Genomic DNA, 25,269 nt, shown 5'->3' with positions numbered 1-25,269 from the left:
TGCGTCCATTGTACGCTACTTTAATTGCGTCTGGAGGACGCTGCTTAGGAGTCGATCGTGAAGGTTCTCATCTCAGGCGCAAGCATCGCCGGCCCTGCTCTGGCGTTGTGGCTGGGCCGCAACGGATTCGACGTGACCGTCGTCGAGAGGTCCCCGAGCATCCGCCCCGGCGGCCAAGCCGTGGACTTCAAAGGGCGCACTCATCGCCGGGTGCTCGAGCGGATGGGCATCTGGGACGACGTCGTGGCCGCTCAGACCGCCAAGACCGACATCCGCCTGGTCGGCGCCACGGGACGGGTGAAGGCGGTGATGCCGGGGGAGTTCATCGGTGGCGACGTGGAGATCCTGCGCGGCGACCTGGCCCGCATCCTGCACGCCCACGCGGCCCCACACGCCGACTTCGTCTTCGGTGACGAGATCGTCTCGGTCACCCCGACGCCGGCCGGGCTGGACGTCAGCTTCCTGCACCGGGCCGATGAGCGGTTCGACCTCGTCGTCGGCGCGGACGGCATCCACTCCGCCGTGCGGGCGCTGGCCTTCGGCCCCGAGCCCGAGCACGTGCGGCAGATGGGCTACTTCTACGCCGTCGCGGGCGCCGCCGTACCGACCAATGGGTTGGACACCGAGCTGCCCGGCGGTCGAGCGGTCGGCTACGGCTACAACGAGCCCGGCCGCTACGCGGTGCTCGGCGGCTCCAAGGCGCCTCAGCTGTTCGTCTTCCGGGCCACCGAGGCGACGTACGACCGTCGCGACGTCGACTCACAGAAGGCGTTCCTCGCGACGCACTTCCGCGACGCTGGCTGGCGAGTGCCCCAGATGCTCGAAGCGGCGCTCGGCGCCTCGGAGTTCTACCTCGACGGACTGGCCCGCACCACGATGACGGGCTTCACCCGCGGCCGCTTTGCGCTGCTGGGTGACGCCGGATACGCCAACACGCTGGGAGGATTCGGCACCGGGCTGGCTCTGGTCGGCGCCTACGTCCTCGCCGGTGAACTGGTGGCCGCACGCGGCAACTACGCAGAGGCGTACGCCGGCTACGACCGGCGGATGGGGCCCCTCACAAAGGTCGCCCGGCGAGGCAACGCCGGCCCGTTCCTCGCGCCTCCGTCCCCGCTGCGGATCCGGCTGCGCGACCTCACCTTCGCCAGTCCGCTGCTCTTCAAGTCGATGATGCGACTCACCGACAGGTTCGCCACCGACGATCGGCTGCCGGACTACGTGCTGAGCTGACCGGCCGCCGGGGGCGAGTCTCCGTGCGATGTCTCGCGACGCAATGTCGCGGGACGTCGGCGATGTCTCCACAGAACCTATTTTCGGGGTTGTGCTCGGATATAGGTTCTCATAGACTGGGCCGTAGGCGTTCCTGCCATCCGGAGCCAGACTCTTGCCGGGAGGTGGGGCCGCCAGTCGCAAGGGTTTCGTGATAGTCCCGGTGGGGGCCTCCAGGAGCGACGACCGTCAGTCGTCGTCTGTGTGGAGGTGGTGGTCGCGGTGGCTCATCCGATCCTGGAAGGCACCCACGCGATCGGGCAGGCGCTGAAGAGTGTGGCCGACGTCAATCCGGTCTTCATGACCACCGACGACAAGGCCGAGGCTCTGGTCGAGATCAGTCGGCTCGAGGCCCGCCTGGCCGAGCTGCGGCTGCGGATCATGGCCGACGCCGCTGATGTGGCCGCCACCGACGGCAGCCGCGACATCGCCGACTGGCTGGCCGGTCACACCCGCATCCGGTTCGAGGACGCCCGCGCCGACTACCGCCTCGCTGCGGCATTGGATCGTCGATACGCCGCCCTGGCCGTCGCGCTGCGTCATGGTCAGGCCAACCTGGCCCAGGCCCAGGTCATCACCCGACGCCTCGACGACCTGCCCACCGACCTGCCCACCCAGACGCGGGAGCAGGCCGAGCACACCCTGGTCGGCTATGCCGCCGAGTTCACCCCCCGCCAGCTCGGCCGGCTCGGCCGACGGGTTCTCGATGTCATCGCTCCCGACATCGCCGAAGCCGCCGAGGCCCGCCGCCTGGCTGCGCTGGAGGCCAACGCGATCAGGTGCACCCGGCTGACCCTCCGCAGGGTCGGCGACGGCACCACCCGGATCACCGGGCTGCTTCCCGACGCTGTGGCTACCCGTCTCGCGATCTACCTCGAGGCATTCACCAACCCCCGCAAAACCACCCAGACCACCGAGTCCACCGGCGAGGCCACCGAGGAATCAGACCCCGAGCAACCCGGCCCCGATCGGGGCCCTGCTAATCGGGGTCCGGGGTGGCCCGACCCGGTCGATCGACTCCCCTACCCCCGCCGCCTCGGTCAGGCGTTCTGCCACCTCCTCGAGGCCTACGACCCCGCCAGGCTTCCGCTGCACGCTGGCGACGCCACCACGCTGATCGTCACCGTCGGCCTCGACACCCTCCGCCGCACCCTCGGCACAGCCGACCTGCTCAGTCTCGCCCACATCCCGGGTGAGGACAGCACCGTTGACGATGCCACCGGCGAGACCATCACCGCCGACCAAGCACGGCGGCTGGCCTGCACCGCGACGATCATCCCCGCCGTCCTCGGATCCAACTCGCAGATTCTCGACCTCGGCCGCAGTGTTCGACTGTTCACCCATCCCCAGCGCAAGGCGCTCCTCCTGCGCGATCGGACCTGCCGCGCTGAAGGTTGCACCATCCCCGGCACCTGGGCCGAAGCCCACCACCTCCAACCCTGGAGCGAAGGCGGACCGACCACCCTGGCCAACGGCATCCTGCTCTGCAGACACCACCACCAACGCATCCACGACCCCCGCTACCACCACGAACGGCTCCCGGGCGGCGACATCCGCTTCTACCTGAGGACCTGAGCTACCAGACCCACGGCACGAGCCAGGCCCGGCCCGCGGCGAAGTCTCGATAGTCATCCCCTAGGGCGATCGTGAGCGCGCGCTCCTCACGCACCAGCCGATCGATGAGCACCCCGAGCATCAGCACGAACGACCCCACCAAGCCGACCCAGTTGCCGACTACCAGTCCGCATCCGAGCACGATGAGCAGCAGACCGGTGTAGCTCGGATGGCGCAGGATGCGGTAGGGCCCCCGATCGATGACGGGTTGATCGGATGAGACCTTCACGACTGTGGTGAAGTAGCGGCCCAGCGAGACGAACGACCACCACCGCAGCAGCAGACCGACCCATCCGATCACCATCCCGAGGGCAAACACGCCGACTCCGCCACCGATCCGCGCCGCGGGGGCCAGCCACCAACCAATGGGCAACAGCAGGATGCTTGCGAAGAAGCCGATCCGGAAGGTGATCTCCGGCCACAGGTCACCGCGTGCATCCCGGCGCCGATGGAGGGCCTGGATGACTTCTCCGGCAAGAAACAGCCCGGCGCTCGCCTCGACCATGACGCGAGCGAGGTCGGAGCTCGCCGAATAGGGCGCCGCCACCAGGGGACCGTCAATTCCGGGAGAAGCGCGAGCCGCCGTACTTGCGGTGCACCGCCTGCTTGGAGACGCCCAGCGCGGCAGCGATCTCGGCCCAGGACAAGCCGGCCACCCTGGCCCGCCTGACCAGCACGGCTTCCTGACGCTCGACCACGCGGCGCAGCTCAGCGCCGCCGCGCAACGCTGCCCGGGGATCGTCGTCGTCCATGAATGCCGTCAACAAGGCCATTGCTTCACGCTCCGCCATGGGCGTCTTCCAGGATGGTCAACATATGTTGACGGTACGTCGACGACGTGACGATGTCAACGAACGTTGACGAAACGCAGCCTCGCGGCCTTACACGTCAAGAGCGGCCAGCACACCCAGGTCCTGGTCGTGAACCGAGCCAGTGAGGGTAGCGGCGCCGTCGAGGGGAGTCCCGACGACGCGTGCCAGCTGGAGCGTGACCGTCCCTGCGACCACGGTGGTGACGAGACCGTCGTCTCGGACCGAGTCGACAGTCTCGATGATCGGCACCGGTGTCCCCGCGGAGCCGGAGCCACGCACCGGGAGGCGTGGGGGTACGTCGACCGTCTGGCCGTCGCGCTCGAACACCATCTGCGCCTGATGGCCACCGGTCAGGATCACGGTCGCGAGAGTGCTGGCCCAGACGGGGTCGGCACAGCCGTCGTACACCCAGCGTGTCCCCAGCACACTGTGCTCCGACGTCCCGACCAGATGTGCCTCCGCGCCAGCCAGCGGCGCCCCTCGGTAGGTGAACGGCACCTGCAGCAGCGAGCCGTCCGGCGTACGCCACACGATCGTCTCGACGCCCACCTCACCCTCGGGGTCGTCGAAGCGGTACTCCCCGACCTTCTCGACGGCGGTCACCCCTCCGGCCCACGGCCGCGACGGAAGCCACGCCTCGAGCAGCTCCTGCTTGCTAGGGACAACGGTCGCGGTGGCGTAAACAAGACCCATATCGCGAGCCTAGATGCACTACTGCTGCCTCGAGGATGTGAAGTGATCCGCGAGCGCGACCAGGGCGGGCAGCGCGGCGGCGAGAGCGTCGCGTTGGTCCGCCGGCAGCGCCTCGATGCCGGCGGCTAACTCGCCGGTGCCCTCGCGGCGCAGCTTGTCGAGGGCCTCTGCCCCGTGGGGGCTCAAGCTGACCAGGCTGGCCCGTCGATCATCCGGGTCGGGTTCTCGCCGGATCCAGTCACCCTCGAGCAGCACGTCGATCAGACGCGACGCGCTAGCCGCGGTGATGTTGAGCCGGGTGGCCAGGTCACCGGGGCGGAGGGGCCCGTGCTTCAGCAGCGTCACCAGCGCCGCGAGGCGAGTCGGCGTGATCCCGTCGCTGGTGGCGGGAGACCGCAGAGCGTGGGCGAGTCGGTTGACCGCCGTGCGCAGACCTCCGGCAAGCTCATCCACTCGCTGTTGAGCCATCGGCTCGCTCCTGGTCACTCGGCTCCTTCGGCAAGCAACTCGGCCGGAGGCACCGAGTCCTGGTCGATCACGTTGTCTCCATCATCGTGGATGTACTTCCCACCCCGGAAGGCGGAGGCGAACGCGGCGATCAGGCAGGCGGCGATCGCGAAGCTGAAAGCCACACCCAGCCCGTCGGCGAACGGCCCGGAGATCAGCGACGGGAAGAAGTCGTGTCCGGTCAGGTGCGCCTGCGTCGCTGCCGGTAGTTGGTGCAGCACGTCTGGGCCCAGCAGTGACTGGATCGGGTTGTAGCCCAGCAGGGAGGCGAAGAGCACCCCGACGGGCGGCAGGGCGGCCACCTGTGCGGCGGCGGCGTGAGGTACGCCGTTCGCGGTCAGGCCCTGCATCATCGTCTCTGGCAACGAGGAGGCCAGGCCGGTGATCATCAGCGAGAAGAAGATGCCGATCGAGAGCACCATCGCCGAGTTGCTGAACACCGTGCTCATCCCGGCACCGACACCACGGTAGTGCGCGGGGAGAATGTTCATGATCCCCGTGCGGTTGGGCGCCGCGAACAGGCCCATGCCCAAGCCGTTGACCAGCAGGGCCAGCGCGAACTGCCAGTAGCTGAAGTCGACCGGCAGGGTCCACAGCCATACGAAGCTGCCTGCCGCGACCAGCATCCCGCCCGTCGCGAAGGCGCGTGCGCCGAACCGATCCGAGAGCCAGCCGGAGGTGGGGCCCGCCACCAAGAACCCGACGGTCATCGGCAGCATGAAGATGCCGGCCCAGAGCGGAGTCGACTCGAAGCTGTAGCCGTGCCGAGGCAGCCAGATCCCCTGCAACCAGATGATCAGAATGAACATCAGGCCACCGCGCCCGAGCGCGCCGAGCAGGCTGGCGATGTTGCCGAAGGTGAACGCCCGAATCTTGAACAGGCCGAGCCGAAACATCGGCTCGGGCACCCTGGTCTCCACCCAGCAGAAGACCGCGAGCACGGCACATCCGCCGACCAGCGCCAGCACCACCCAGGGGTTGGTCCAGCCCATGGTGTCGTCGCCATAGGGCTGGATGCCGTAGGTGATGCCGACCAGGACGGCGATCAGCCCGACCGCGAAGGTGAGGTTGCCCCCACCAGTCCATCGTCGCGTGTCGTCGTACGCCGGTGTCGTGCAGCCGCAGGTAGGCCCACACCGTGCCGAACAGGCCGATCGGCACCGAGACGAGGAAGACCAGATGCCACTCGATGGGGGCAAGCACGCCTCCGACGATCAGCCCGATAAACGAGCCGGCGATGCCGGCGACCATGTTGAGGCCCAGCCCCAGGCCTCGTTCGTTGACCGGGAAGGCGTCGGTGATGATCGCGCTGGAGTTGGCCATCAGCATCGCACCACCCACGCCCTGGAAGATCCGCATCGCGATCAGCCACAGCCCGGCCGCGGTGCCGTGCATCCAGGTGATCGCCAGCATCACCGAGAAGAAGGTGAAGATCGCGAATCCGGCGTTGTAGATCTTGACCCGGCCATACATGTCACCGAGGCGACCGAGCCCGACCACCAACACGGCCGTGACGACCATGTAGCCCATGATCAGCCACAGCAGCAGGCTGGTGTTGCCGGGCGTCAACGGGTCGATCCGATGGGCCAGGTCCGAAGTGGCTCAGGTCAGGTCGAGGACGACGACGGTGTGGTTGTCGGGGGATCCTGCGTCCTCGACGGCGGTGCCGACGGCGTCGGCCACCGACTGCGGGCTGTCCTCGTCAAGGAGCAGATCCGCGAGAATCTCGGGATCGACGACGGCGTGCACGCCGTCGGTGGTCAGGACCAGCCGGTCGCCCGGCTGCAGATCGACGACGCGTTCGTCGGGGACGACGGGCCGGCCGACCAGCGCGCGGTTGATCAGGTTGCGGTGCGGATGGGAGCGGGCCTCGTCTTCGGTCAACTGGCCCGACTCGACCAGTGCCGCGACCAGGGTGTGGTCGTGGGTGAGTACGTCGATCTGGTCGTCCCGGACGAGCTGAACCCGAGCGTCACCGACATGGGTGATCCGGGCCGTCGCGCCATCGAGTTGGACGGCGGTCAGCGTCGTTCCGGTGAGGTCACCGCCCGGTTCGGTCGCCTCGACGGCTGCCTCGAACCCTCTTGCCGCGAACGCGTCGAGTGCGGCGGCAGCGAGGTCGTCGCGGTCGCCGAAGCCGTCGGCGACCGCGACCAGGTCTGGCCGCGTCAGCACGGCGTCCTGCTGGCGGCTGCGGACGCCCTGGCGGTGGCTGACGCCGATCTGTGCGTGCAGGGTGGCGGTGGTGTCGGGCATGGTGTGTTCCTCGCTCCTCAGTTGCCGGACGAGGGAGGTCACAACCTCCCGGCGGGAGGTGGTGTCGGCCTCGACCTGACGCCAGTACGCCTCGACCTCGCTGGCTGCTGCGTCCCGTGACAGGTCGAGAACTCCTCGGATCCGTGCCAGCGGCATCCCGACCAATCGCAGGGTCGCGACCAGGCGGGCTCGCTCAATCTGGTCCACCGCGTATCGCCGATATCCGGTGTGCGGATCCACCTCCGCCGGCACGAGCAGCCCGAGGTCGTCGTACAAGCGCAGCGCCTTGGGCGTCAGCCCGGAGCGACGGCTGAACTCGCCGATGCTCCACAGCGTTTCCTCTGCCACGGTCTCATCCTCGTCCCCGATGACGTTCATCGGTGACGGCCACCCTGGTGCTTGCCCGTGGGGCAAGGTCAAGTGGGCTGCCCGTGACGACCACCGATCGGAGGCTGTGCGTCTCGCGCACGAGGCCGGCATCGGCACCCACCGACCCCCACGCTAGGAACCGTCTCGTTCGCCCCTGTCCCTCCTCATACGCAGCGCAGCACGCACTCACCGAGTTGCGGAGACTCTGCCCGGACAGTCAGCCCCTTCACCAGGTCGACCGGAGCGGTGATGCCGCCCGTGAGCACCACCATTCCCGGCTCCAGCGCCGCCCCGCGCTCATGCAGTTGCGCGACCAGCCATGCCACCGCCGCGGCCGGCGACCCTATCGCCGCATCACCCAGTCCACTCCGAGCCTCTCCGGCTGCGTGCATGGTGAGTTGGAAGCGCTCCGGAGCTGTGCGCGAGTCCCGGAACTCACCGACGACGTAGGCGGCTGCAGAAGACCCATCCGCGGTGTTGTCGAGCCAGTCGAACTCGTAGCTTCTCCCAGCGCGGATCGACCACCTCCAACGCCACCGCCCATCGCCCAGCGCTCAGCACCTCCGTTGCCGTCAGCTGGCCTCCCTCGAGTGCCTGCTCGGCCAGGAACGCGAACTCCGGCTCCGCCTTGGGATGGATGAGTCGTCCGAGGTCCAACTCACCGTCGGCCACCCTCATGTACTCCCACAGGCTGCCGAAGTTGGGTTGCGCGATGCCCAATGCGCTCCGCATCACCTCAGAGGTCCAGCCCAGCTTGTAGCCGCTGCGCGTCTCGCCCCGCTCCTCCCGCAGTCGATCTCGCCAGGCCGCGATGCTCCAGGCATCCTCCTCGGTCAGCACCTCTGGGCGCATGGAGAGCGGACACACCCCGATGTGCGTCTTCTCCGCCTCGTCCAGTTCCAGCGCGATGGCTCGATGCGTCATAGGGAGCCTCGGAGCAACTCCACCTGGCTGACGGTTTGTCGCGCCAGCCAGCGGGCGTATCGCTCTGCCGACCAGCCTCGGTCGCGGAGGAGGAGCAGCGCCACTTCGGGTGAGATGAGGGCCCAGTGCGCGTCTACCTGTTCGGCGAGGGCCGCTGGTGCAGCGCCGGGGCAGAGCCGGCGGAAGAGCGCGCGGGTGCCCCGGAGCCGTTCGTCCTTCATTCGGGCGACGGTCGGCTCCAGCTCCGGGTGGCTCCCCGCCGCGGCCATCGCGGTGACCAGCGGAGCTACTCGGAGCGCGATGCCGGCGGTGGTTCGGCCGTAGGCGTCGGCGATCTGCTCCAGATCGCCGGACTCGAGCAGGTCGGTGATCTCGGGGCGTGCCAGCAGCGGGGTGGGGTCGTCGTCGCCGGCGACCGCGACGTCGTACGCCGCCTTGAGCAGGTCGGCCTTGTTGCCGAAGGTCTTGTACACGGTCTCGCGGGCGACGCCCGCCTGGCGGGCCACACCAGCAATGGTCACCTGCGCGAAGCCCTGCTCCACGAACAGCTCGCGCGCGGCGTCGAGGACCCGACGGCGGGTGAGGATCGCCTGCTCGGCCCGCAGGGGCGACTCATAGGCCTTGCGGCGTTCGGACAATGGGGCTACCTTTCAGATAACAGATTGTCAGGTCAATACGCTGTCTGTCGGTTCATCTTATCGCACGCAAGGAGAGGCCATGACCGCTACCATCACCACCGACACGACCCCGGACACCGCCACCGACGGACCCCTGGTGTCCGGCATCTTGATCCCGATGCTCCCGGTCGCCGACCTCGCCAGGAGCGCGTCCTTCTATGGCGCCCTGATGGGGCTGGAGCTGCGGCGCGAGTTCGTCCAGGACGGCCAGGTCACGGGCCTGGCCCTGGGTCGGGGTGACATCGGCTGGGGGCTCAACCTGCGCCTGCGGTCCACGCTGGCCGCACCCGCAGACCTGCGCGGCGAGCACCCCGTTGTGTGGAAGGCAGAGGACTATGAAGCCCTGGCCGCCTTCCGCGACCACGCCGCGGAGTTGGGATCGGACCCGGTCATGTTCGAGCACGACGATGCGGTCCTGGTGCGAGTCGTCGATCCCGACGACATCGACGTCTACGTGGCCGTGCCCAAACGAGCCTGGACGTCCTTCCAGGGCTACACCCTCGAGCCGTCCGGATATCGCGCCACCCACTCGACCGCCCTCACCGCGTCGTAGAGAGCTCCAGCATCGACCCGGCCAAGTCGGCGAGGTCCCCGCTAGCCGAGCGAATCGATGAGCTCCTGATAGGTCTCGTCCACAGCGCCCTCCACGCTCATGATGACCACCGCATCAGGACGGTCGGGGAGGAGGTGCTCGAGCGCCACGTGGTAGTCGGCCAGGGCCGCGTCACCTCCACTCGCGGCCACGATGGCCTGCACCTGGTCGTGCCACGGATCGCCGCCGTCCGAGGCGCCGCGGCGCGTGAACCGTGCCACCACCGCGTCCGCCGACTCCTCCATCAAGATCCGCTCGACGAACCGCGCGCCCGCGCTAGCCGCGGCCTCCTCGAAACGAGCCACCTCGGCGGGATCCACCAGCAGTTGGGGCAGCACCACGTCGTTGCCACTGGCTAGGTACGCCTCGATCACCGCCAGCGCCACCGGCCGGATCAGTTCTCCCGCCCGCAAGAAGTCGCTCTCCCAGCCACCGATCAGGGTCCTGAGCGTGTCGACATCACAGTTCAACACTCCGGGATGGTCTCGGACATAGCGCTTCGCCAGCGTCGACTTCCCGACGCCCGGTGGGCCGTTGAGGTGGATGAGGCGAGGCATCTGCCGACCGTACTCGGCTCCTGTCACCACGGTTCAGACCAACACCTTGGCCATGGCCACGCGCGGCCAATGGTCGAGGCCCGCCGCTGCCTCCTCCTCCCGCTCGGCACGTAGACCGGCAGAGAGCTCCTCGTCGTCGATTTCGCGCCAGCCGAGGCGCCGGTAGAACGGGCCGTTGAAAGGTACGTCGCGGAAGGTCGTCAACGTCATCTTCGCGAACCCTCGAGCGATCGCACGTTGCTCGACGGCGATCATCAACCGCCGCCCAATCCCTTGTCGCTGTGCCGTCGGAGCGACGGTCACTTGGACCACGTGCAGACACCCGTCCAACTGCTTCGTCTGCACGAACCCAACGAGTTCACCATCGAACTCGGCCACGAGAAGATCGCCGCTACGCGCCGCAGCCTCGAAGTCCGCGGCACCGGGGAGCAACTCCCTCCGCCACCAACCCCATGCCGAGCTCGCGGAACAACCCGCCCGCAGCGACCTGCATGCCCGGCAGGCATGCCACCTCGGCGCTGGTCGCTAGCCGAACCACTACTGGTGACACGACTGAAGTCTGCCAGCGCTCCGGCGCGACCAATGAATCTTCCGCACTGCACTGGTCTGTACGTCGACCACATCTCACGGGAGGCTGACACCCATGCGGAAACTCACCTTCGGTATGAACGTAAGTTTGGACGGCTACACCGCCGCGCCTGGCGACGACATCGGTTGGAGCGTCCCGAGCGACGAGCTGTTCCAATGGTGGTCCGATCGGGTGGCTGCGACCGACCTAGCGCTGTACGGACGCAAGCTGTGGGAGACGATGAGCTCTCACTGGCCGACCGCCGACCAGCAGCCGAAGGTGACGCCAGCGGAGATCGAGTTCGCCCATCGCTGGCAGGCCATGCCGAAGGTGGTGTTCTCCTCGGCGGCCAGGCCGGTCGACTGGAACACCCGTCTGGTCACCAGCGACGCGGTCACCGAGATCAGCCGACTCAAGGCCGAGGACGGCGGCCCGATGGACATCGGCGGCGCCACCCTCGCCGCAGCGGCCATGCGAGCCGGACTGATCGACGAGTACGTATTGGCCACCGCGCCGGTCCTGGTGGGCGGCGGCACACCGTTCTTCACCGCCCTGGACAACTGGGTCAACCTGACTCTGGTGGAGACCCGGACGTTTCCCGGCGGCGTGGTGTTGACCAGATACGAGACCAAGCGCTAAGCGGCCGAACCCATCCACACTCCGCGATACCTAGGGGTGAGATCACCTACAGGGTGAACCTTGATGGGAAGGTCCTCTTCGAGGGCCGACGCAAGGCCGATTGCGCAAGGGTGCCCCGGTCGAGGTGCTCAAGGTCGATAGCCTCGGCGGATGGCACGAGCCGATGTCGCCGACGCTTACGACGCCCGCGCCGACGAGTACGTCGAGAAGCTGGGCTCGGTCCAGCAGATGGCGGACCGAGATCGGGTCACGATCGAGCAGTGGCGGGACACCCTCGCCGGCCGCCTTCTTGACGCTGGTTGCGGGCCGGGCCACTGGACCGACGTGTTGTCTAAGAGCGGTCGCCGTGACGTCGTGGGGATCGACGCATCGTCGCGGTTCCTCGAGTCCGCACGGCATCGCTTTCCGGGAAACCAGTTCGTGATGGGTGACCTCGCCGCACTCCCGATCAGATCGCGATCCGTTGATGGGATCTTGGCCTGGTACTCGATCATCCACACTCCGAAGGAGGACCTCCCCCAGATTCTGCGTGAGTTCGCTCGCGCTCTCGCACCGGGCGGTTCGCTCCTGCTGGGCTTCGCTGATGGCGAGCCTGGTGCAGCGTTCGAGCACGCGGTGACAACGGCGTACTCCTGGTCCGCCGAAGCTCTGACTGACTTGCTGCACCCGCTCGGCTTCCTCGTCGAGCGTGCCGAAACCCGCAGCGACCCCGACGCGCGACGCAAACACGGGGAACTGCTCGCGGGCCGATAGGTCGCTGAGGTTCAGGTCATCCGCGTAGGAATCTCTCCAAAGAATCTGTTGAATCCCCTTCGTAGAAGTAAATATTTACTATACAATTCCTACGTGCGCCCGGGGCGTCCTTCACGGCTGGCATTCCGCGGACCCTTGATTGGGCAAGCGATCGCGGCCCACAGACTGAGCACAGGAATGTCCCGAGGTGAGCTCGCGATCAAGGCCGGGCTCTCGACCAACACCTTGATGAAGGTGGAGCAAGGACAGACCCGCGATCCTGGAGTGCTGAAGGTCGCCGCACTCTGCAGAGCGTTGTCGGTGTCCATCGATGAGCTGGTGCACGAGGCCGAACGCGATCACCCATCTCGAAAGGGAACGCTCATGGCACACGGAATCGTCTCGGTCGGGTATGAGGGGCGCAACATCGACGAGTTTGTGGCCGAGCTCGTATACGCGGGCGTGCACACCGTTGCCGACGTTCGACTTAACGCAATCAGCCGGAAGGCAGGCTTCTCCAAGACGCGGCTCCGCGAGGCGTTAGCAGCAGCCGGGATTGGCTACCGGCACATGCGATGCCTGGGCAACGCAAAGGAGAACCGACAGCCTTTCTGGGACGGCCGCGTGGACGAAGGGCGTCGCGTCTTCCGCGAAGCCCTTCAGTCGCCGGAGGCCGAGTCATCGATCCACGAGCTCGCGAGTTTGGCCACAGACGAGGTCGTGGCCGTGTTGTGTTTCGAGTCCGACGTTGAGATGTGCCACCGCAAAGTGATCATTGATGAGGTGGTCAAGGCAGTGCCGGTGCCGGTCGTTGCCCTCCCCGCCAGCTAGAACAGTGGGTCGTCTACGTCGACCTTCGGCCAGAAGACGCCGAGCACTAGGAACGTTGTGAGCCACTGATGAGTGTTCCCCACAAAGAAATGGGTGTCGCGATCGGCTCCACACAGCTGCGTGAGGAACTTCTCGCGAATGCGGTCTGGGATTTCGGCCTCCGGATAGCGCCGAGACCATCTCCTGCCGGCTTCACCTACCTCCCAGTCGATGAGTGACTGCGTGTGAGCCCGGCAGCCGGGCTCCGCGCACCGATAGCGATACTTCACGATGTAGGGGCTCGGCTCGAGCTCTTGCTTCGCCTCGGTGAATAGCGTCGCCTCGGCAGAGATCGCAGCGAGCGCCCGCTTGTCGGCGTCGAAGCCACCGTTCCTCTCGACCTCAACCTCGAGTACGTCTGGCTTGATCAGCCCTAGCGATGGCACCACCGCGCGGCCGCTCTTCTCGTTCTGACGTAGCAACCTGCACATCGTGGTTTCTGCGACGAGGCTTCCGAGCTGCCGGCGTCGCTCGGTCCATCGCTGGTCCGAACCGCTGTCAATGGATCGGACCACACTGATGCTTCCCGGGGCTGGGATGAAGCTCTCGGGTCGCGCGTCGTTGCCGCGTCTGATCTCAACGTCGATGATGTCGTACTTCTTGAACTTCTGGTATTCGTCGAGATCGCGGTAGGCAACCGGGTAGAGGCGGATCCATTCCGGGCCCTCGGTGTCGAGGCGGACACCAGCGACGCAGACAACCTCGCCCGACTTCTTGCTCAGTTGGGGATACGCCTTGACGGTCACCATGACCTGTGCGCGCTCGGAGGTTGCCATGACAGCAAGATATGCAACCGCTCTGATAACTTCGTGCGCTCTCCACAACAGACCGGTCGACAACTGGCGACAAGCAGCAAAGATTGACGAACCCCACATGGAGTTTTGACGGGTACCGCCCTCTCAGGCGTGATCGTCAAAGTAGTTCGCGGCCGCCAGGCTCGGCAGCCGGTGTGCGTTCACCCGCGGCGACGAAGGCTGCGAGCAAGTCCCGATTGAGCCGGCCGCGGACGCCTACCTCCCAGCCGTTCTGACGTCCCCACTCGCGGACGTCGGCTGAAGTGATGCCGTCAGGCATGTCGACCGGAGCCGGCACAGGACTCTTTGGATCCGCAGTCTTCCGCGGCCTGGGCGCGGCTTTGGGTTGGCGAGGCCGGACTGGTTGAAGGTGGTCAAGCAGGGTGCGGAAGTCGTTTGGATGGACGACGCGGGCACCGAGTTCCCGCGCTCGCTCGGCCTTGCCGCCATCCATCGTTCCGTCGCTCACCAGGAGAGCGACCCTGGGCGACATCGAGCCGATGACATGAACGCCGAGCGTTGTTGCGCGTTCCTCCATGCCTGGGCGGTTGAAAGCTGCGCAGCCAGTGAAGGCGACCTTGTCTCCGACTCGCAACGGTTCGCCCAATGACCAGTCGGCGGGTAGCGGAGCAAGGCCTTCGCTCATTCGCTGCTCGCGAGCAGCCTCTGCTCTGTCGAGGAGGGTTGGGACGAGCTTGGGGTTGACCTTGAGGATGTCAGCGACCCGCAAGAGTTCGGCCCTCTCGGCGCGCGAGACCTTCCCGTCGCCGAGTGCTTCAATCGCGAGCGCATGGACAAACGCTTCATTGGCTGCGGTGACGTCCTCGTCGGTGAGTCCCATCGTTTGGACAAGCGCTGCGAGACCCGTCGCTTCCTGGTCGGAGATCTCACCGTCTTCGAGTGCTTGGGCGAGCTCTTCAAGGTAAGCGATCCCGTTCTCGGGAGCGCCCATGCCGAGTGCGTCGAGCAGCGAGAAGCGGTCAACCATCGAGACGAGTGTCTCGGAAGCGGTGGATGCCTGAGACGGAGTCAAAGATGTATACGTTGACCCGTCCAGGCGCGGCGGCAGGCCGCTACTGATCGGAGCACCAGTGGGCTCCACGGGCCAGCGCACTTGCATCGCCTGCTCTGGTAGCGCCAGGTGCTCGGGCAAGGGTGTAGCGCCGACGTGCGGGTGCATGAAGGACGCGAGCAGAACGGCGGTCGCCCGTGCATCTCCGAGCGCGGAGTGCGCGCCCGTCAGAGGCGTGCCCACCGCCCAACAGCAGTCCGCGAGACGACGTCGGTCGAGGTCCGGCAAGTGGTAGGTCGAGGCACGAAGGGTGCACAGCGCTGGCACTTCCGGCATCTCCCACCCCGCTCGACGGAACTCCTCGCGGACGAACGCCAGGTCGAACTCAGCGTTATGTGCGACGAGGGCCGCGCCCGCCAGTTGCTGGATGAGCGCAGCGATGACGTCACGAAACACCGGTGCCTGAGCGACGTCAGCTTCGGTGATTCCATGAATGTGACTGGCTCCTACGGGACCATCGGGGTTAGTGCGGGTCGACCACTCGCCAAGGACGCGCCCCCACGGATCGGTGGTCACGACTGCGATCTCGAGGATGCGGTCCACCTGCGGCGTCAGGCCCGTGGTCTCGATGTCGAGGACTGCGAAGCGCGGCTGGTCGAGTCGCACCGTCAGCTGCGTCTGCGGGGGCGCCGTCGCTTGCTTGCGGAATCGATCCATGAGTCCCATGCCAGCACTGTTCCACGCAGTGCCGACAGATTCGTGGAATTCTTCCGAGACACCGAACGGTCCGCAGGTCCAGGGAGCGTTGGCTGGCGTTCCCGAGGGCAAGAAACGAAGCGTCGACGCCGGACTCAACGCAGAGTACCTTCGCTACACGGTCGAGACGGGCTGGTGCCCGCGAGATCGTGCCGATGGCTGGCGCGCCGCGTGCCGACCCAGACGGGCGGCGCACACCTGGGCGGCGCTCAGTGCGCCATGTCGACGAACCGGGAGTAGTGGCCCTGGAAGGCAACGGTGAGGTCGCGGGTGGGGCCGTTGCGGTGCTTGGCGATGATCAAGTCGGCCTCGCCGGGGCGGGTCGACTCCTTCTCGTAGACGTCGTCGCGGTGCAACAGGACGACCATGTCGGCATCCTGTTCCAAACTGCCGCTTTCGCGCAGATCCGACAGCATCGGCCGCTTGTCGGCGCGCTGCTCGGGGCCACGGTTGAGCTGGGAGAGGGCAACGATGGGGACCTCGAGCTCCTTGGCGAGCAGCTTGATCTGACGGGAGAACTCCGAGACCTCGAGCTGACGGGACTCGACCTTCTTGCCGGAGGTCATCAGCTGCATGTAGTCGATGATCACCAGCCGCAGGTCGTGCCGCTGCTTGAGTCGGCGGGCCTTGGAGCGGATCTCCATCATCGTCATGTTGGGGCTGTCGTCGATGAACATCGGTGCCGAGGAGACCTCACCCATCCGGCGAGCGAGCTTGGCCCAGTCGTCGTCGCCCATCTGGCCGTTGCGGATGTGGTTGAGCGGCACCTTGGCTTCGGCCGACAGCAGCCGCATGGTGATCTCGGAGCGGGTCATCTCCAGGCTGAAGAAGGCACTGGTCATGTTGTTGTGGATCGACGCCGCGCGACACAGGTCCAGCGCCAGCGTGGAGTTGTGCGTGGGGATGCCGGCCTGGCCAGCGAGGTAGAGGGCAGCGGGGTTGTCGACCTGCACGCATCGCACCGGCACGGAGTCGACCGGCCGGACCGACTCGATCTTGACCACACCTCCGTCGGGCATCGGGATGGTGTGCAGCTGGTCGACGGTGGCGGCCAGCTCGGCAGTGGTGCGAATGGCCAGCGGCACCGTCTCCCCCGCGGTCGAGGAGCGCCGGGCATGCCGGCCGACCTCGGCGTGGCCCACCCGAGCGCGGGGAGCACGGCGCTCGACGAGCTCGCGCCGCACCGCTGCGAAGATCGGGGTGGCCTCGGCAAGCTCGCGACCCGCTGGAGCGAGGGGCGCGGTGACCCACTGGTGCTCGGCGTCCGCCACGATGACGGTGCTGTCAGAGAAGGTCAGCTCGAAGCAGGGCCGATCGACCATCACCTCGGTGGCAGCGACCACGCGAGTCGGACGACGCTGGGCATCCAACAGCTGATCACCGACCCGGACCCCGCCCATCGTGGTCCAGCCGCGGGGAGTGAGCAGCGGAGTGTCCAGCGCCAGCGCCTTGCCCATCGCAGGCCGGGCGGCCACGATGATCATCTGGCCCTGGTGGAGACCGTTGGTCAGGTCGTCGAGGTCGGCGAAGCCGGTCGGGACGCCGTACAGCCCCGCCTCCCGGTTGCCGATCGCCTCGATCTCGTCCAGGACGCCGTCCATGATGTCCGACAACGGGGCGTAGTCCTCGGACTGGCGCCGCTCGGTGACCTGGTAGATCTCCGCCTGTGCCTGGTCGACCACCGCGTCGACCTCGCCCTCCTGGGAGTAGCCGAGCTGCACCACCTTGGTGCCGGCCTCGACCAGGCGGCGCAGGATCGCCTTCTCGTGCACGATCTCGGCGTAGTAGCCGGCGTTGGCGGCGATCGGGACGTTGGCCGAGAGCGTGTGCAGATAGGGCGCGCCGCCGATCCGCTCGAGCTCCCCACGCCGGGTCAGCTCGGCGGCGACGGTGACTGGGTCGGCCGGCTCGCCGCGGCCGTAGAGGTCGACGATCGCGTCGTGGATGATCTCGTGCGAGGGCCGGTAGAAGTCGACGCCCCGCAGCACCTCGGAGACGTCGGCGATGGCGTCCTTGGACAGCATCATCGAGCCCAGCACCGACTGCTCGGCGGCCATGTCTTGGGGCGGGGTGCGGTCGCCGGGGCGGAAGGGTGCCTCGCCGGGAGAGTACGCCGCCGGGCCGTCGCCATAGTCGTCGAACGGCGGCTCGGGGAACCCCCGCGCGTCACTCTCGACGATGCTCACCCAGGCTCCCCCTTTCGCCCTACTCGTTGTGCTGCCTCGTCTGCCTGCCCGGCCGGCCCGCCCCCAGCCTGTCCACGAACCTTCGAACCACAGGTTCGCACCGAGGCTAGAGTCCCCCTCCGACACTGGACTCCGCGGCGCTCTCGCCGTGGCTCAGCGCCCGCTGGCAACCGGTCGGTGGTGCGCGGCCAACTGCTGGCAACCGGGCGACGGTACGGCGCCGCCGGGGCTCGATGGAAGAGCGCTATCCACAGGCTCTGTTGATAACTCGCGAGGACCCGTGGACGACACGCGTACGGCTGTGCAGGACCTGTCAATCCAGCTGTGGAGGAACCCCGCCAACATCCCCCGAACACCGCCCTGACCTGCACAAACGCAGATCTGATGTTGTGCACCCAAGAAAGTTGCCGAGAATCTTCGTTCACCCTCCCGTCATCTGGACGACCGAGTGTGTTTGTCGACATCCGGGCGATCCGCGCGGGCTATCTACAACTTACCCACAGGCTGCCTGGGAGAGGATGAAGCATGGAGATCGTGATCCTCGACGACGCGCAGGCGATCGGCCGGCTGGCCGCCGACCAAGTCTGCACCCTGCTGGCCCGCAAACCGGACGCCGTGCTGGGGCTGGCGACGGGCTCCTCCCCGCTGCCGGTCTACGACGAGCTCGTCCGTCGGCACCAGGCCGGCGAGGTGACGTTCGGACAGGCCCGGGCGTTCACCCTGGACGAGTACGTCGGCCTCGCGGCGGGACATCCCGAGCGCTACCGCAATGTCATCGACCGCGAGTTCACCGGACGGGTCGACCTCGACCCGTCCCGGGTGGCGGGCCCCGACGGGCTGGCGCGGGACGTGCCTGCTGCGTGCGCGGCGTACGAAAGGGCGATCACCGACGCCGGTGGGGTGGATCTGCAGATCCTCGGGATCGGCACCGACGGGCACATCGCGTTCAACGAACCCGGCTCGTCGCTGGCCTCGCGCACCCGGATCAAGACGCTCACCCACCAGACCCGCGTCGACAACGCGCGGTTCTTCGGGGGTGACGTGGACGCCGTCCCCACCCACTGCCTGACCCAAGGGCTGGCGACGATCATGGCGGCCCGGCACGTGCTGCTCGTCGCGACCGGACAAGGCAAGGCCCAGGCGGTGCACGAGCTCGCCGAGGGCGCGGTCAGCGCGCTCTGGCCCGCCACGGTGCTGCAGCATCACCCGCACGTGAGCATCCTGGTCGACGAGGCCGCCGCCAGCCGATTGCAACTGGTCGGCTACTACCGGGAGACCTACCTCGCCAAACCTGCCTGGCAGGGCCTGTGAACCCGCACCCACCGGTGGCGCCGGTCCACACCCACTCGAGAGCCGCCACATGTTGATCACCGCCCACGAGGTCGTCACCGGCCAGGAGCTGCTGCAACCGGGCTGGCTGGAGGTCTCCGGTGGTCGGATCGTCTCCATCGGCGGCAGGACACCGCCCCGACCGGCGGACCTCGACCTGGGCGAGGTCACGGTGGTCCCCGGATTCGTCGACACGCATGTCCATGGCGGTGCCGGGGCGACATTCTCCGATGCCACGCCGGAGGCGACCCGGACGGCCCGCGACCTGCACCTGGCCCACGGCACCACCACCCTGGTCGCCTCGCTTGTCTCGGCGACACCCGAGACGATGCGTCATCAGGTTGGCGTGCTGTCCACGCAGGTGCGCGACGGCATCCTCGACGGCATCCACGTGGAGGGCCCCTGGCTGTCGCTCCGCCGCTGCGGAGCCCACGAGCCGTCGGCATTGCGCCCGCCCGATCCCGACGAGGTCGACGCGCTGCTGCGACTCGGTGCCGGCACCATCCGGATGGTGACCCTCGCCCCCGAGCTGCCTGGGGCGCTCGACGCGGTCCGGCGGGTGGTCGGGGCGGGTGCGGTAGCAGCGATCGGCCACACCGACGGCACCTACGACGATGCGCGAGCCGCCGTCGAAGCCGGCGCCACGGTGGCCACCCACCTCTTCAACGCGATGCGACCCGTGCACCACCGGGAGCCCGGGCCGGTCCTCGCCCTGATGGAAAACGAGCGGGTCACCCTGGAGATGATCACCGACGGCACCCATCTGCACCCGGCGCTCTACCGCCAGGTGATGGCCGCCGTGGGCGCCGAACGGATCTCGCTGGTGACCGACGCGATGGCCGCGGCCGGCATGGCCGACGGCGGCTACCACCTCGGCCCACGGCCCGTCGACGTCGTCGACGGTGTGGCCCGGCTGGCGGGCGCGGAGACCATCGCCGGCAGCACCGCCACCATGGACCGGCTCTTCCGGTTCGTGCTCGCCGAGAGTGGGCTCGAGCGCGGCACCGCACTCCACGCTGCTGTCCACCAGACGTCGGTAGGGCCGGCCCGAGCACTCGGACTGCCCCCCGCCGGGCTAAGGCCCGGCGCTGCCGCCGACCTCGTCGTCCTCGACTCCTCCTGCCACCTCACCCGGGTGATGCGACGGGGTGTCTGGGTGGCGCCGCCACCGGCTGCGGACGACGCCTGACGGACCGACTCGGGCAGCTACGCTCACCTCCATGGCGAGGCAGGCGCGGATCGATGCCTCCCGCCACGACCGCGAGATCCTTCGGCTGGCCTGGCCGGCCTTTCTCGCACTAGTTGCCGAACCGCTCTTCTTGATCGCCGACGCCGCGATCGTCGGCCATCTCGGGACGCCTCAACTGGCTGGTCTGGGCATTGCCGCCGCCGTGCTGCAGACCGTGGTCGGGCTCTGTGTCTTCCTCGCCTACGGGACCACTGCGTCGGTGGCCCGGCGAGTCGGCGCCGGTGACCACCGCGGGGCGCTCGCCCAGGGCATCGACGGGCTGTGGCTGGCGGTCCTGATCGGTGCCCTCGCCACGGCTGCGGGCGTCGTCCTCACCCGGCCACTGGTCGAGGCGTTCGGCGCCTCGGCGCAGGTGACCGACTTCGCCGCGACGTACCTCCGACTCGCCTTCCTCGGCACTACCCCGCTGCTGTTGATGCTCGCCGCCACCGGTGTGCTGCGCGGACTGCAAGACACCCGCACCCCCCTGGTGGTCGCCGTGGCGGGCAACGCGCTCAACGTAGTGCTCAACCTGGTGCTCGTGTACGGCGTCGGGCCGGCGCCGGCCTGGGGGATCGCCGGGTCCGCGGTGGGGTCGGTGCTAGCCCAGGCGCTGTCTGCCGCGGCACTGCTGACCGTGGTCGTGCGCGGAGCCAGGCGAGCGGGCGCACCGCTGCGCCCCGACCTGCGCGGGGTCCGCACTGCGGCCCGTGCCGCGGTCGCGCTGGTGATCAGGACCCTCACCTTGCGTGCGGCGCTGCTGGTGACCACCTACGCCGTCGTCGTCTCGACATCCGGCGACGATGCGTCCCTGGCGGCCCATCAGTTGGCGTTCACGATCTGGGGCTTCTTGGCGTTCGTCCTCGACGCCATCGCGATCGCCGCGCAGGCGCTGACCGGTCGCTACCTCGGCGCGGCCGACCCCGCCACCGCGCGGGCCGTCACCGCCCGGATGATCCAGTGGGGTGCCGCCAGCGGTGTCGTCACCGGGCTCGCCTTGGCAGCGATCTCGCCGGTGCTCGGCGGGCTCTTCACCGGCGACCCCGAGGTGCGGCGGCTGTTGGTGCCGGTGCTCCTCGTCGCCGCCCTCGGCCAGCCCGTGGCCGGGATCGTCTTCGTCCTCGACGGCGTGCTCATCGGCGCTGGCGACGGGAGCTATCTGGCCTGGGCCGGGCTGGTCGTGCTGCTGGTCTATGCGCCCGTCGTGCTGGTCGCCGCCGCGCTGAGCAGCCATGGCATGGCCAGCCACGGATTGCTCTGGGTCTGGGTCAGCTTCTCCGCGGTCTTCATGGGCGCGCGCTGCGTCGTACTCCTGCATCGCGAACGCGGCGACCGCTGGCTGGTGCTCGGCGTCAGCTGGCTGTCACCCGGCGGGCAGCGGATCGGTCAGATAGTGCTGCAGGACCGGCCCGATCGCGGCCACCAGCTGCTCGGCGTCGGCCTCGGCGAGGACCGGCAGGCTCAACACGTGTCGAGCCATCACCAGGCCCGCGATCTGGGAGCCCAGCAAGGCACCCCGCAACTCGGGCTGATCCGCGCCGAGACGCTCGGCCAGCGGGCCGAGCACCCGGGTCATCAACACCTGGCGGATCGTAGCGGCCGCCTCTTCCTCCGAGGCCGCTGCCCGGAGCAGACCGGTGGCGGCCTGCCGACCGGTCTCCTGGGTCAGCACACGCTGCAGCACGAAGCGGGCCAGTCGCTCTCCCACCCCGTCGATGCCGGGGCCGAGCACGACCTCGAAGGCCAGCTCCGGATCGAAGGGCAGCTCCACGCACTCGGCGAACAGGTCCTGTTTGGAGCCGAAGTAGTGGGTCACCAGGCGTACGTCGACACCCGCGTCCTGGGCGACCGCTCGCAGCGTGGTTCGCGGATAGCCCACCTCGGCGAACCGTCGTTTCGCCGCAGCCAGGATCGCCGCCCTGGTGCCACTGCCGGCAGGGCGGCGACCACGTGGCTGTGCCACCTCAGCCGTCCTGTCGCCGAAAGGTCAGGCGGGGACGACGTTGAGGGCGACCTTGGCCGACACCTCGTCGTGCAGCTTGACCGACACCTCGTGCGGGCCGAGAGCCTTGATCGGGTTGGCGATCGCGATGGTGCGGCGGTCCAGGCTCTCACCGGTGGCGGTCGAGAGCGCCTCGGCGATCTCGGTCACCGTCACCGCGCCGAACAGCCGACCGGCCTGACCGGCGCGCACCTGCACGTTGATCGGCGCGCCCTCCAGCTTGGACTTGATCTCGACGGCGTGGTCGAGGCCGCGCACCGCACGGGCGGCACGAGCGGCCTTGATCGAATCGACGGTCTTCTGGCCACCGCGGGTCCAGCGGGTGGCCAGGCCACGGGGGACCAGGTAGTTGCGGCCGTAGCCGTCCTTGACCTCCACCACGTCGCCGGCGGAGCCGAGGCCCTCGACCTCTTGAGTCAAGATGAGCTTCATCGTCTCGTCTCCTCTCAGCGACCGGTCGAGGTGTAGGGCAGCAGGGCGACCTCACGCGCGTTCTTGACGGCGATCGCCACGTCGCGCTGGTGCTGGACGCAGTTGCCGGTCACCCGACGGGCGCGGATCTTGCCGCGGTCGGAGATGAACTTGCGGAGCAGCGCGGTGTCCTTGTAGTCGACACCGGTCGCCTTCTCCTTGCAGAACTGGCAAACCTTCTTCTTCGGCTTGCGAATCACTGGCTTGGCCATTGTGGTGCTCCCTTTCTAGAAGCCCGACGCCGAGTGATCGGCGGCGCCGGAATGGATGGTCTCGGAACAGTGCTGGTGAATCTCAGGTGATCGGGGCTCGAAGGTCGATGCGGCTGACCGTGGCTGGAGCCGATCAGAACGGGGGCTCCTCCGAGCCGACCCCGGGCGCGCCCCACGGGTCGCCGCCGGCCTGCTGGCCGCCACCCTGCTGGCCGCCGCCTTGTTGACCGCCCCGCGGAGCCGGGCTGGCCCACGGGTCGTCGCCGGCCGGTGCCTGACCGCCGCCGGAGAATCCGCCGCCACCGCCGGAGCGAGTGGTGCGGGTGACCTTGGCGGTGGCGTACTTCAAGCTGGGGCCGACCTCGTCGACGTCGATCTCGAAGACGGTGCGTCGCTCACCCTCGCGGGTTTCGTACTGCCGGGACTTCAACCGCCCCTGCACCACGACGCGCATGCCCTTCTGCAGTGACTCGGCAACGTTCTCCGCGGCCTGCCGCCAGACCGAGCAGGACAAGAACAGCGCCTCGCCGTCCTTCCACTCGTTGGTCTGTCGGTCGAAGGTCCGTGGGGTCGAGGCGATCCGGAAGTTGGCGACCGCCGCCCCGGAGGGGGTGAAGCGGAGCTCGGGATCGTCGACCAGGTTGCCGACCACGGTGATGACTGTTTCGCCTGCCATGTCAGGCCTCCCTCGGTGGAAGTGAGTGCGTCGGTCCCATCGTCGCGGACGCGACCGACACGACGCCGGTGTCTGTCCACAGCCGCTCAGTGAGCAGCGGGACGCATCACCTTGGTGCGTAGCACGGATTCGTTCAGGCCCAGCTGACGGTCGAGCTCCTTGACCGTCGCCGGCTCGGCCTGCAGGGTGATCACGGCGTAGATCCCCTCGGCGTTCTTCTCGATCTCGTAGGCCATCCGACGGCGTCCCCAGACGTCGACGTTGTCCACCGAACCGCCATCCTTGCGGATGACGCTGTCGAGGTACTTGTCGAGTGCGGGCGCAACGGTGCGCTCATCGAGATTCGGGTCGAGGATGACCATCATTTCGTAGGCACGCAAAGCAGTCTCCACCTCCTCTGGACTCGGCGGCCACGGGCGATCCGTGACAGGAGGGCTGTGCGTGGCGGGCGACCTGAGCCACCCGCTCGTCACCTGGTCCTGACCTTGACGGCAAGGCCGACCGGGCGACGGCCCAGGCTACCAGCGCCGCTCGGAGCAAGCCGAATCGCCGCTCGCGGCTGTGGACGAGATGGCTACTGGTGTGTACGACGCACCAGGCGTGTCGTACACACCAGTAGCCCTGAGCATCCGCCGACCGCGGGGGTTACGCTCGATGACGCGAACAGTCCGGGAGCGGTGACGAGGAGGAGTCGGTGGCCAGCAGCGAGACGATCGCCATCGGAGCACACGTCGACCAAACCGACCCGATCGCCGAGGCCCGCGTCCGGGGCATGGCGTCGGTGCAGTTCTTCCTCGGTGATCCGCAGGGATACAAGGGCCCCGAGATCCGCTACGTCGGTGGTGCCGACGGCCTCCGCGCCGACGCGGAGTCGGCCGGGATCGACCTCTATGTTCATGCGCCGTACATCGTCAACGTCGCCACCACCAACAACCGGATCCGGATTCCGTCGCGCAAGCTGCTGCAGAAGCACGTCGACGCGGCCGCGGCGATCGGAGCCAAGGGGTTGATCGTGCACGGCGGACACGTCAACAAGGCCGACGATCCGGAGGTCGGCTTCGACAACTGGCGCAAGGCCATCGATGCTACGGACCTCAAGCTTCCCGTGTTGATCGAGAACACCGCTGGCGGCGACAACGCCATGACTCGCTACCTGGAGCGGATCGCCGGGGTCTGGGCGGCGATCGCGGCCTGCGACCAGGCGGACCGCGTCGGCTTCTGCCTGGACACCTGCCACGCCCATGCAGGCGGCAACCCACTCGAGACCGTGGTGGCCGACGTCCTCGCGATCACCGATCGAATCGACCTGGTCCACTGCAACGACTCCCGCGACGACTTCGACTCCGGTGCCGATCGGCACGCCAACGTGGGCGCGGGCAAGATCGGCGCCGAGGCTTTGGCCGACGTGGTCGCAGCTGCTGGTGCTCCGGTGATCTTGGAGACACCCGGTGGCGTAGAGGAGCACCGCGCCGACGCCGACACCCTGCGCGGGTTGCTCTAGCGCGAGCGGGCGCATCCCCGGTG

28 protein-coding genes and 2 pseudogenes are annotated in these 25,269 nt (G+C 68.0%); 10 read left to right on the top strand and 20 right to left on the bottom strand.

Annotated features, from left to right (window positions below):
* Positions 1 to 57: 57 nt before the first annotated feature.
* Together QM714_RS13895 and QM714_RS13890 are read left to right on the top strand one after the other, a co-directional pair.
* Positions 58 to 1,230: an FAD-dependent monooxygenase gene (locus tag QM714_RS13895; protein ID WP_415101548.1), complete on the top strand. Its 1,173-nt coding sequence runs from the start codon at positions 58 to 60 to the stop codon at positions 1,228 to 1,230.
* Positions 1,231 to 1,491: 261 nt separating this feature from the next.
* Positions 1,492 to 2,844: a DUF222 domain-containing protein gene (locus tag QM714_RS13890; RefSeq protein WP_415101546.1), complete on the top strand. Its 1,353-nt coding sequence runs from the start codon at positions 1,492 to 1,494 to the stop codon at positions 2,842 to 2,844.
* Position 2,845: 1 nt separating this feature from the next.
* Here the strand turns inward: QM714_RS13890 and QM714_RS13885 are convergent, their stop codons facing one another.
* From QM714_RS13885 to QM714_RS13840, 10 genes and pseudogenes are all read right to left on the bottom strand, one after another.
* Entirely contained in the window at positions 2,846 to 3,430 is a 585-nt protein-coding gene (locus QM714_RS13885) for a methyltransferase family protein (protein ID WP_415101544.1), read from the bottom strand.
* Positions 3,431 to 3,440: 10 nt separating this feature from the next.
* Positions 3,441 to 3,656: a helix-turn-helix domain-containing protein gene (locus QM714_RS13880; RefSeq protein WP_415101542.1), complete on the bottom strand. Its 216-nt coding sequence runs from the start codon at positions 3,654 to 3,656 to the stop codon at positions 3,441 to 3,443.
* Positions 3,657 to 3,764: 108 nt separating this feature from the next.
* Positions 3,765 to 4,388 carry a CG0192-related protein gene (locus tag QM714_RS13875; RefSeq protein ID WP_415101540.1) on the bottom strand — a complete coding sequence of 208 codons (624 nt, stop codon included), beginning with the start codon at positions 4,386 to 4,388 and terminating at the stop codon, positions 3,765 to 3,767.
* A gap of 18 nt (positions 4,389 to 4,406) precedes the next feature.
* Complete coding sequence (locus QM714_RS13870; RefSeq protein ID WP_415101538.1) at positions 4,407 to 4,856, bottom strand: MarR family winged helix-turn-helix transcriptional regulator; 450 nt, start codon at positions 4,854 to 4,856, stop codon at positions 4,407 to 4,409.
* 14 nt (positions 4,857 to 4,870) lie between these two features.
* Complete coding sequence (locus QM714_RS13865) at positions 4,871 to 6,094, bottom strand: MFS transporter (protein WP_415101536.1); 1,224 nt, start codon at positions 6,092 to 6,094, stop codon at positions 4,871 to 4,873.
* A gap of 169 nt (positions 6,095 to 6,263) precedes the next feature.
* Positions 6,264 to 6,416, bottom strand: a pseudogene (locus QM714_RS13860) (hypothetical protein); the annotation flags it as partial.
* A gap of 81 nt (positions 6,417 to 6,497) precedes the next feature.
* On the bottom strand, positions 6,498 to 7,499 hold the full coding sequence (locus tag QM714_RS13855) for a MerR family transcriptional regulator (protein WP_415101534.1): 1,002 nt from the start codon (positions 7,497 to 7,499) through the stop codon (positions 6,498 to 6,500).
* A gap of 185 nt (positions 7,500 to 7,684) precedes the next feature.
* Entirely contained in the window at positions 7,685 to 7,846 is a 162-nt protein-coding gene (locus QM714_RS13850) for a hypothetical protein (protein ID WP_415101532.1), read from the bottom strand.
* A 109-nt stretch (positions 7,847 to 7,955) separates the two neighbouring features.
* A complete protein-coding gene (locus QM714_RS13845) occupies positions 7,956 to 8,444 on the bottom strand; it encodes a hypothetical protein (protein ID WP_415101530.1) in 489 nt (162 codons plus the stop codon).
* Positions 8,441 to 9,082: a TetR/AcrR family transcriptional regulator gene (locus tag QM714_RS13840; protein ID WP_415101528.1), complete on the bottom strand. Its 642-nt coding sequence runs from the start codon at positions 9,080 to 9,082 to the stop codon at positions 8,441 to 8,443. The genes QM714_RS13845 and QM714_RS13840 overlap by 4 nt, the downstream gene beginning before the upstream one ends.
* Positions 9,083 to 9,161: 79 nt before the next feature.
* Here QM714_RS13840 and QM714_RS13835 point away from each other — a divergent pair, with 79 nt between their 5' ends.
* Positions 9,162 to 9,674: a hypothetical protein gene (locus QM714_RS13835; protein WP_415101526.1), complete on the top strand. Its 513-nt coding sequence runs from the start codon at positions 9,162 to 9,164 to the stop codon at positions 9,672 to 9,674.
* A 41-nt stretch (positions 9,675 to 9,715) separates the two neighbouring features.
* Here the strand turns inward: QM714_RS13835 and QM714_RS13830 are convergent, their stop codons facing one another.
* Together QM714_RS13830 and QM714_RS13825 are read right to left on the bottom strand one after the other, a co-directional pair.
* Positions 9,716 to 10,270: an AAA family ATPase gene (locus tag QM714_RS13830; protein WP_415101524.1), complete on the bottom strand. Its 555-nt coding sequence runs from the start codon at positions 10,268 to 10,270 to the stop codon at positions 9,716 to 9,718.
* Between the two features lie 33 nt (positions 10,271 to 10,303).
* Complete coding sequence (locus QM714_RS13825) at positions 10,304 to 10,702, bottom strand: GNAT family N-acetyltransferase (protein WP_415101522.1); 399 nt, start codon at positions 10,700 to 10,702, stop codon at positions 10,304 to 10,306.
* 211 nt (positions 10,703 to 10,913) lie between these two features.
* On the opposite strand from QM714_RS13825, the gene QM714_RS13820 reads away from it, so the two are divergent.
* The 3 genes from QM714_RS13820 to QM714_RS13810 all read left to right on the top strand — a co-directional run bounded on the left by QM714_RS13820 (position 10,914) and on the right by QM714_RS13810 (position 13,040).
* Positions 10,914 to 11,477, top strand: coding sequence for a dihydrofolate reductase family protein (locus QM714_RS13820; protein WP_415101520.1), 564 nt, complete (start codon positions 10,914 to 10,916; stop codon positions 11,475 to 11,477).
* Positions 11,478 to 11,627: 150 nt separating this feature from the next.
* A complete protein-coding gene (locus tag QM714_RS13815) occupies positions 11,628 to 12,230 on the top strand; it encodes a class I SAM-dependent methyltransferase (protein WP_415101518.1) in 603 nt (200 codons plus the stop codon).
* 93 nt (positions 12,231 to 12,323) lie between these two features.
* Positions 12,324 to 13,040: a DUF488 family protein gene (locus QM714_RS13810; protein WP_415101516.1), complete on the top strand. Its 717-nt coding sequence runs from the start codon at positions 12,324 to 12,326 to the stop codon at positions 13,038 to 13,040.
* Here the strand turns inward: QM714_RS13810 and QM714_RS13805 are convergent.
* The 3 genes from QM714_RS13805 to dnaB all read right to left on the bottom strand — a co-directional run bounded on the left by QM714_RS13805 (position 13,037) and on the right by dnaB (position 17,698).
* On the bottom strand, positions 13,037 to 13,855 hold the full coding sequence (locus QM714_RS13805) for a hypothetical protein (protein ID WP_415101514.1): 819 nt from the start codon (positions 13,853 to 13,855) through the stop codon (positions 13,037 to 13,039). The two genes, QM714_RS13810 and QM714_RS13805, sit on opposite strands and share 4 nt — an antisense overlap.
* A 136-nt stretch (positions 13,856 to 13,991) precedes the next feature.
* Positions 13,992 to 15,740, bottom strand: a complete 1,749-nt coding sequence (locus tag QM714_RS13800) for an exonuclease domain-containing protein (RefSeq protein WP_415101512.1) — start codon at positions 15,738 to 15,740, stop codon at positions 13,992 to 13,994.
* Positions 15,741 to 15,850: 110 nt separating this feature from the next.
* On the bottom strand, positions 15,851 to 17,698 hold the full coding sequence (gene dnaB, locus QM714_RS13795; protein WP_415103033.1) for a replicative DNA helicase: 1,848 nt from the start codon (positions 17,696 to 17,698) through the stop codon (positions 15,851 to 15,853).
* Positions 17,699 to 18,352: 654 nt separating this feature from the next.
* On the opposite strand from dnaB, the gene nagB reads away from it, so the two are divergent.
* From nagB to QM714_RS13780, 3 genes and pseudogenes are all read left to right on the top strand, one after another.
* Complete coding sequence (gene nagB, locus QM714_RS13790) at positions 18,353 to 19,138, top strand: glucosamine-6-phosphate deaminase (RefSeq protein ID WP_415101510.1); 786 nt, start codon at positions 18,353 to 18,355, stop codon at positions 19,136 to 19,138.
* A gap of 49 nt (positions 19,139 to 19,187) precedes the next feature.
* Positions 19,188 to 20,345, top strand: a complete 1,158-nt coding sequence (gene nagA, locus QM714_RS13785) for an N-acetylglucosamine-6-phosphate deacetylase (protein ID WP_415101508.1) — start codon at positions 19,188 to 19,190, stop codon at positions 20,343 to 20,345.
* A 31-nt stretch (positions 20,346 to 20,376) separates the two neighbouring features.
* Positions 20,377 to 21,606: pseudogene (locus QM714_RS13780) on the top strand (MATE family efflux transporter); the annotation flags it as partial.
* Positions 21,607 to 21,747: 141 nt separating this feature from the next.
* Here the strand turns inward: QM714_RS13780 and QM714_RS13775 are convergent.
* The 5 genes from QM714_RS13775 to rpsF all read right to left on the bottom strand — a co-directional run bounded on the left by QM714_RS13775 (position 21,748) and on the right by rpsF (position 24,125).
* Positions 21,748 to 22,263, bottom strand: a complete 516-nt coding sequence (locus QM714_RS13775; RefSeq protein WP_415103032.1) for a TetR family transcriptional regulator — start codon at positions 22,261 to 22,263, stop codon at positions 21,748 to 21,750.
* Positions 22,264 to 22,371: 108 nt separating this feature from the next.
* The gene (gene rplI, locus QM714_RS13770; protein ID WP_415101506.1) at positions 22,372 to 22,818 is read right to left on the bottom strand and encodes a 50S ribosomal protein L9; all 447 of its coding nucleotides are present in this window, start codon (positions 22,816 to 22,818) and stop codon (positions 22,372 to 22,374) included.
* Between the two features lie 14 nt (positions 22,819 to 22,832).
* A complete protein-coding gene (gene rpsR, locus QM714_RS13765; protein ID WP_415101504.1) occupies positions 22,833 to 23,069 on the bottom strand; it encodes a 30S ribosomal protein S18 in 237 nt (78 codons plus the stop codon).
* A 133-nt stretch (positions 23,070 to 23,202) separates the two neighbouring features.
* A complete protein-coding gene (locus QM714_RS13760; RefSeq protein ID WP_415101502.1) occupies positions 23,203 to 23,745 on the bottom strand; it encodes a single-stranded DNA-binding protein in 543 nt (180 codons plus the stop codon).
* 86 nt (positions 23,746 to 23,831) lie between these two features.
* Positions 23,832 to 24,125: a 30S ribosomal protein S6 gene (rpsF, locus tag QM714_RS13755; RefSeq protein WP_415101500.1), complete on the bottom strand. Its 294-nt coding sequence runs from the start codon at positions 24,123 to 24,125 to the stop codon at positions 23,832 to 23,834.
* Positions 24,126 to 24,439: 314 nt separating this feature from the next.
* On the opposite strand from rpsF, the gene QM714_RS13750 reads away from it, so the two are divergent.
* Positions 24,440 to 25,246 carry a deoxyribonuclease IV gene (locus QM714_RS13750; protein WP_415101498.1) on the top strand — a complete coding sequence of 269 codons (807 nt, stop codon included), beginning with the start codon at positions 24,440 to 24,442 and terminating at the stop codon, positions 25,244 to 25,246.
* Positions 25,247 to 25,269: the final 23 nt, after the last annotated feature.

The organism is Nocardioides sp., assembly GCF_047602075.1.
Classification (GTDB): Bacteria; Actinomycetota; Actinomycetes; order Propionibacteriales; family Nocardioidaceae; genus Nocardioides.
The sequence above is the reverse complement of the archived record's forward strand: the minus strand, read 5'-3'. Positions and strand labels throughout refer to the sequence as shown.

Bases quoted from the DNA above. Each gene is read 5' to 3' on its own strand.
- nagA (WP_415101508.1), top strand. From the start codon at position 19,188: ATGTTGATCACCGCCCACGAGGTCGTCACCGGCCAGGAGCTGCTGCAA.
- nagB (WP_415101510.1), top strand. From the start codon at position 18,353: ATGGAGATCGTGATCCTCGACGACGCGCAGGCGATCGGCCGGCTGGCC.
- QM714_RS13830 (WP_415101524.1), bottom strand. From the start codon at position 10,270: ATGCCTCGCCTCATCCACCTCAACGGCCCACCGGGCGTCGGGAAGTCG.
- QM714_RS13805 (WP_415101514.1), bottom strand. From the start codon at position 13,855: ATGGCAACCTCCGAGCGCGCACAGGTCATGGTGACCGTCAAGGCGTAT.
- rplI (WP_415101506.1), bottom strand. From the start codon at position 22,818: ATGAAGCTCATCTTGACTCAAGAGGTCGAGGGCCTCGGCTCCGCCGGC.
- QM714_RS13820 (WP_415101520.1), top strand. From the start codon at position 10,914: ATGCGGAAACTCACCTTCGGTATGAACGTAAGTTTGGACGGCTACACC.
- QM714_RS13870 (WP_415101538.1), bottom strand. From the start codon at position 4,856: ATGGCTCAACAGCGAGTGGATGAGCTTGCCGGAGGTCTGCGCACGGCG.
- QM714_RS13880 (WP_415101542.1), bottom strand. From the start codon at position 3,656: ATGGCCTTGTTGACGGCATTCATGGACGACGACGATCCCCGGGCAGCG.
- QM714_RS13845 (WP_415101530.1), bottom strand. From the start codon at position 8,444: ATGACGCATCGAGCCATCGCGCTGGAACTGGACGAGGCGGAGAAGACG.
- QM714_RS13760 (WP_415101502.1), bottom strand. From the start codon at position 23,745: ATGGCAGGCGAAACAGTCATCACCGTGGTCGGCAACCTGGTCGACGAT.
- dnaB (WP_415103033.1), bottom strand. From the start codon at position 17,698: ATGGCCGCCGAGCAGTCGGTGCTGGGCTCGATGATGCTGTCCAAGGAC.
- QM714_RS13835 (WP_415101526.1), top strand. From the start codon at position 9,162: ATGACCGCTACCATCACCACCGACACGACCCCGGACACCGCCACCGAC.
- QM714_RS13875 (WP_415101540.1), bottom strand. From the start codon at position 4,388: ATGGGTCTTGTTTACGCCACCGCGACCGTTGTCCCTAGCAAGCAGGAG.
- rpsR (WP_415101504.1), bottom strand. From the start codon at position 23,069: ATGGCCAAGCCAGTGATTCGCAAGCCGAAGAAGAAGGTTTGCCAGTTC.
- QM714_RS13815 (WP_415101518.1), top strand. From the start codon at position 11,628: ATGGCACGAGCCGATGTCGCCGACGCTTACGACGCCCGCGCCGACGAG.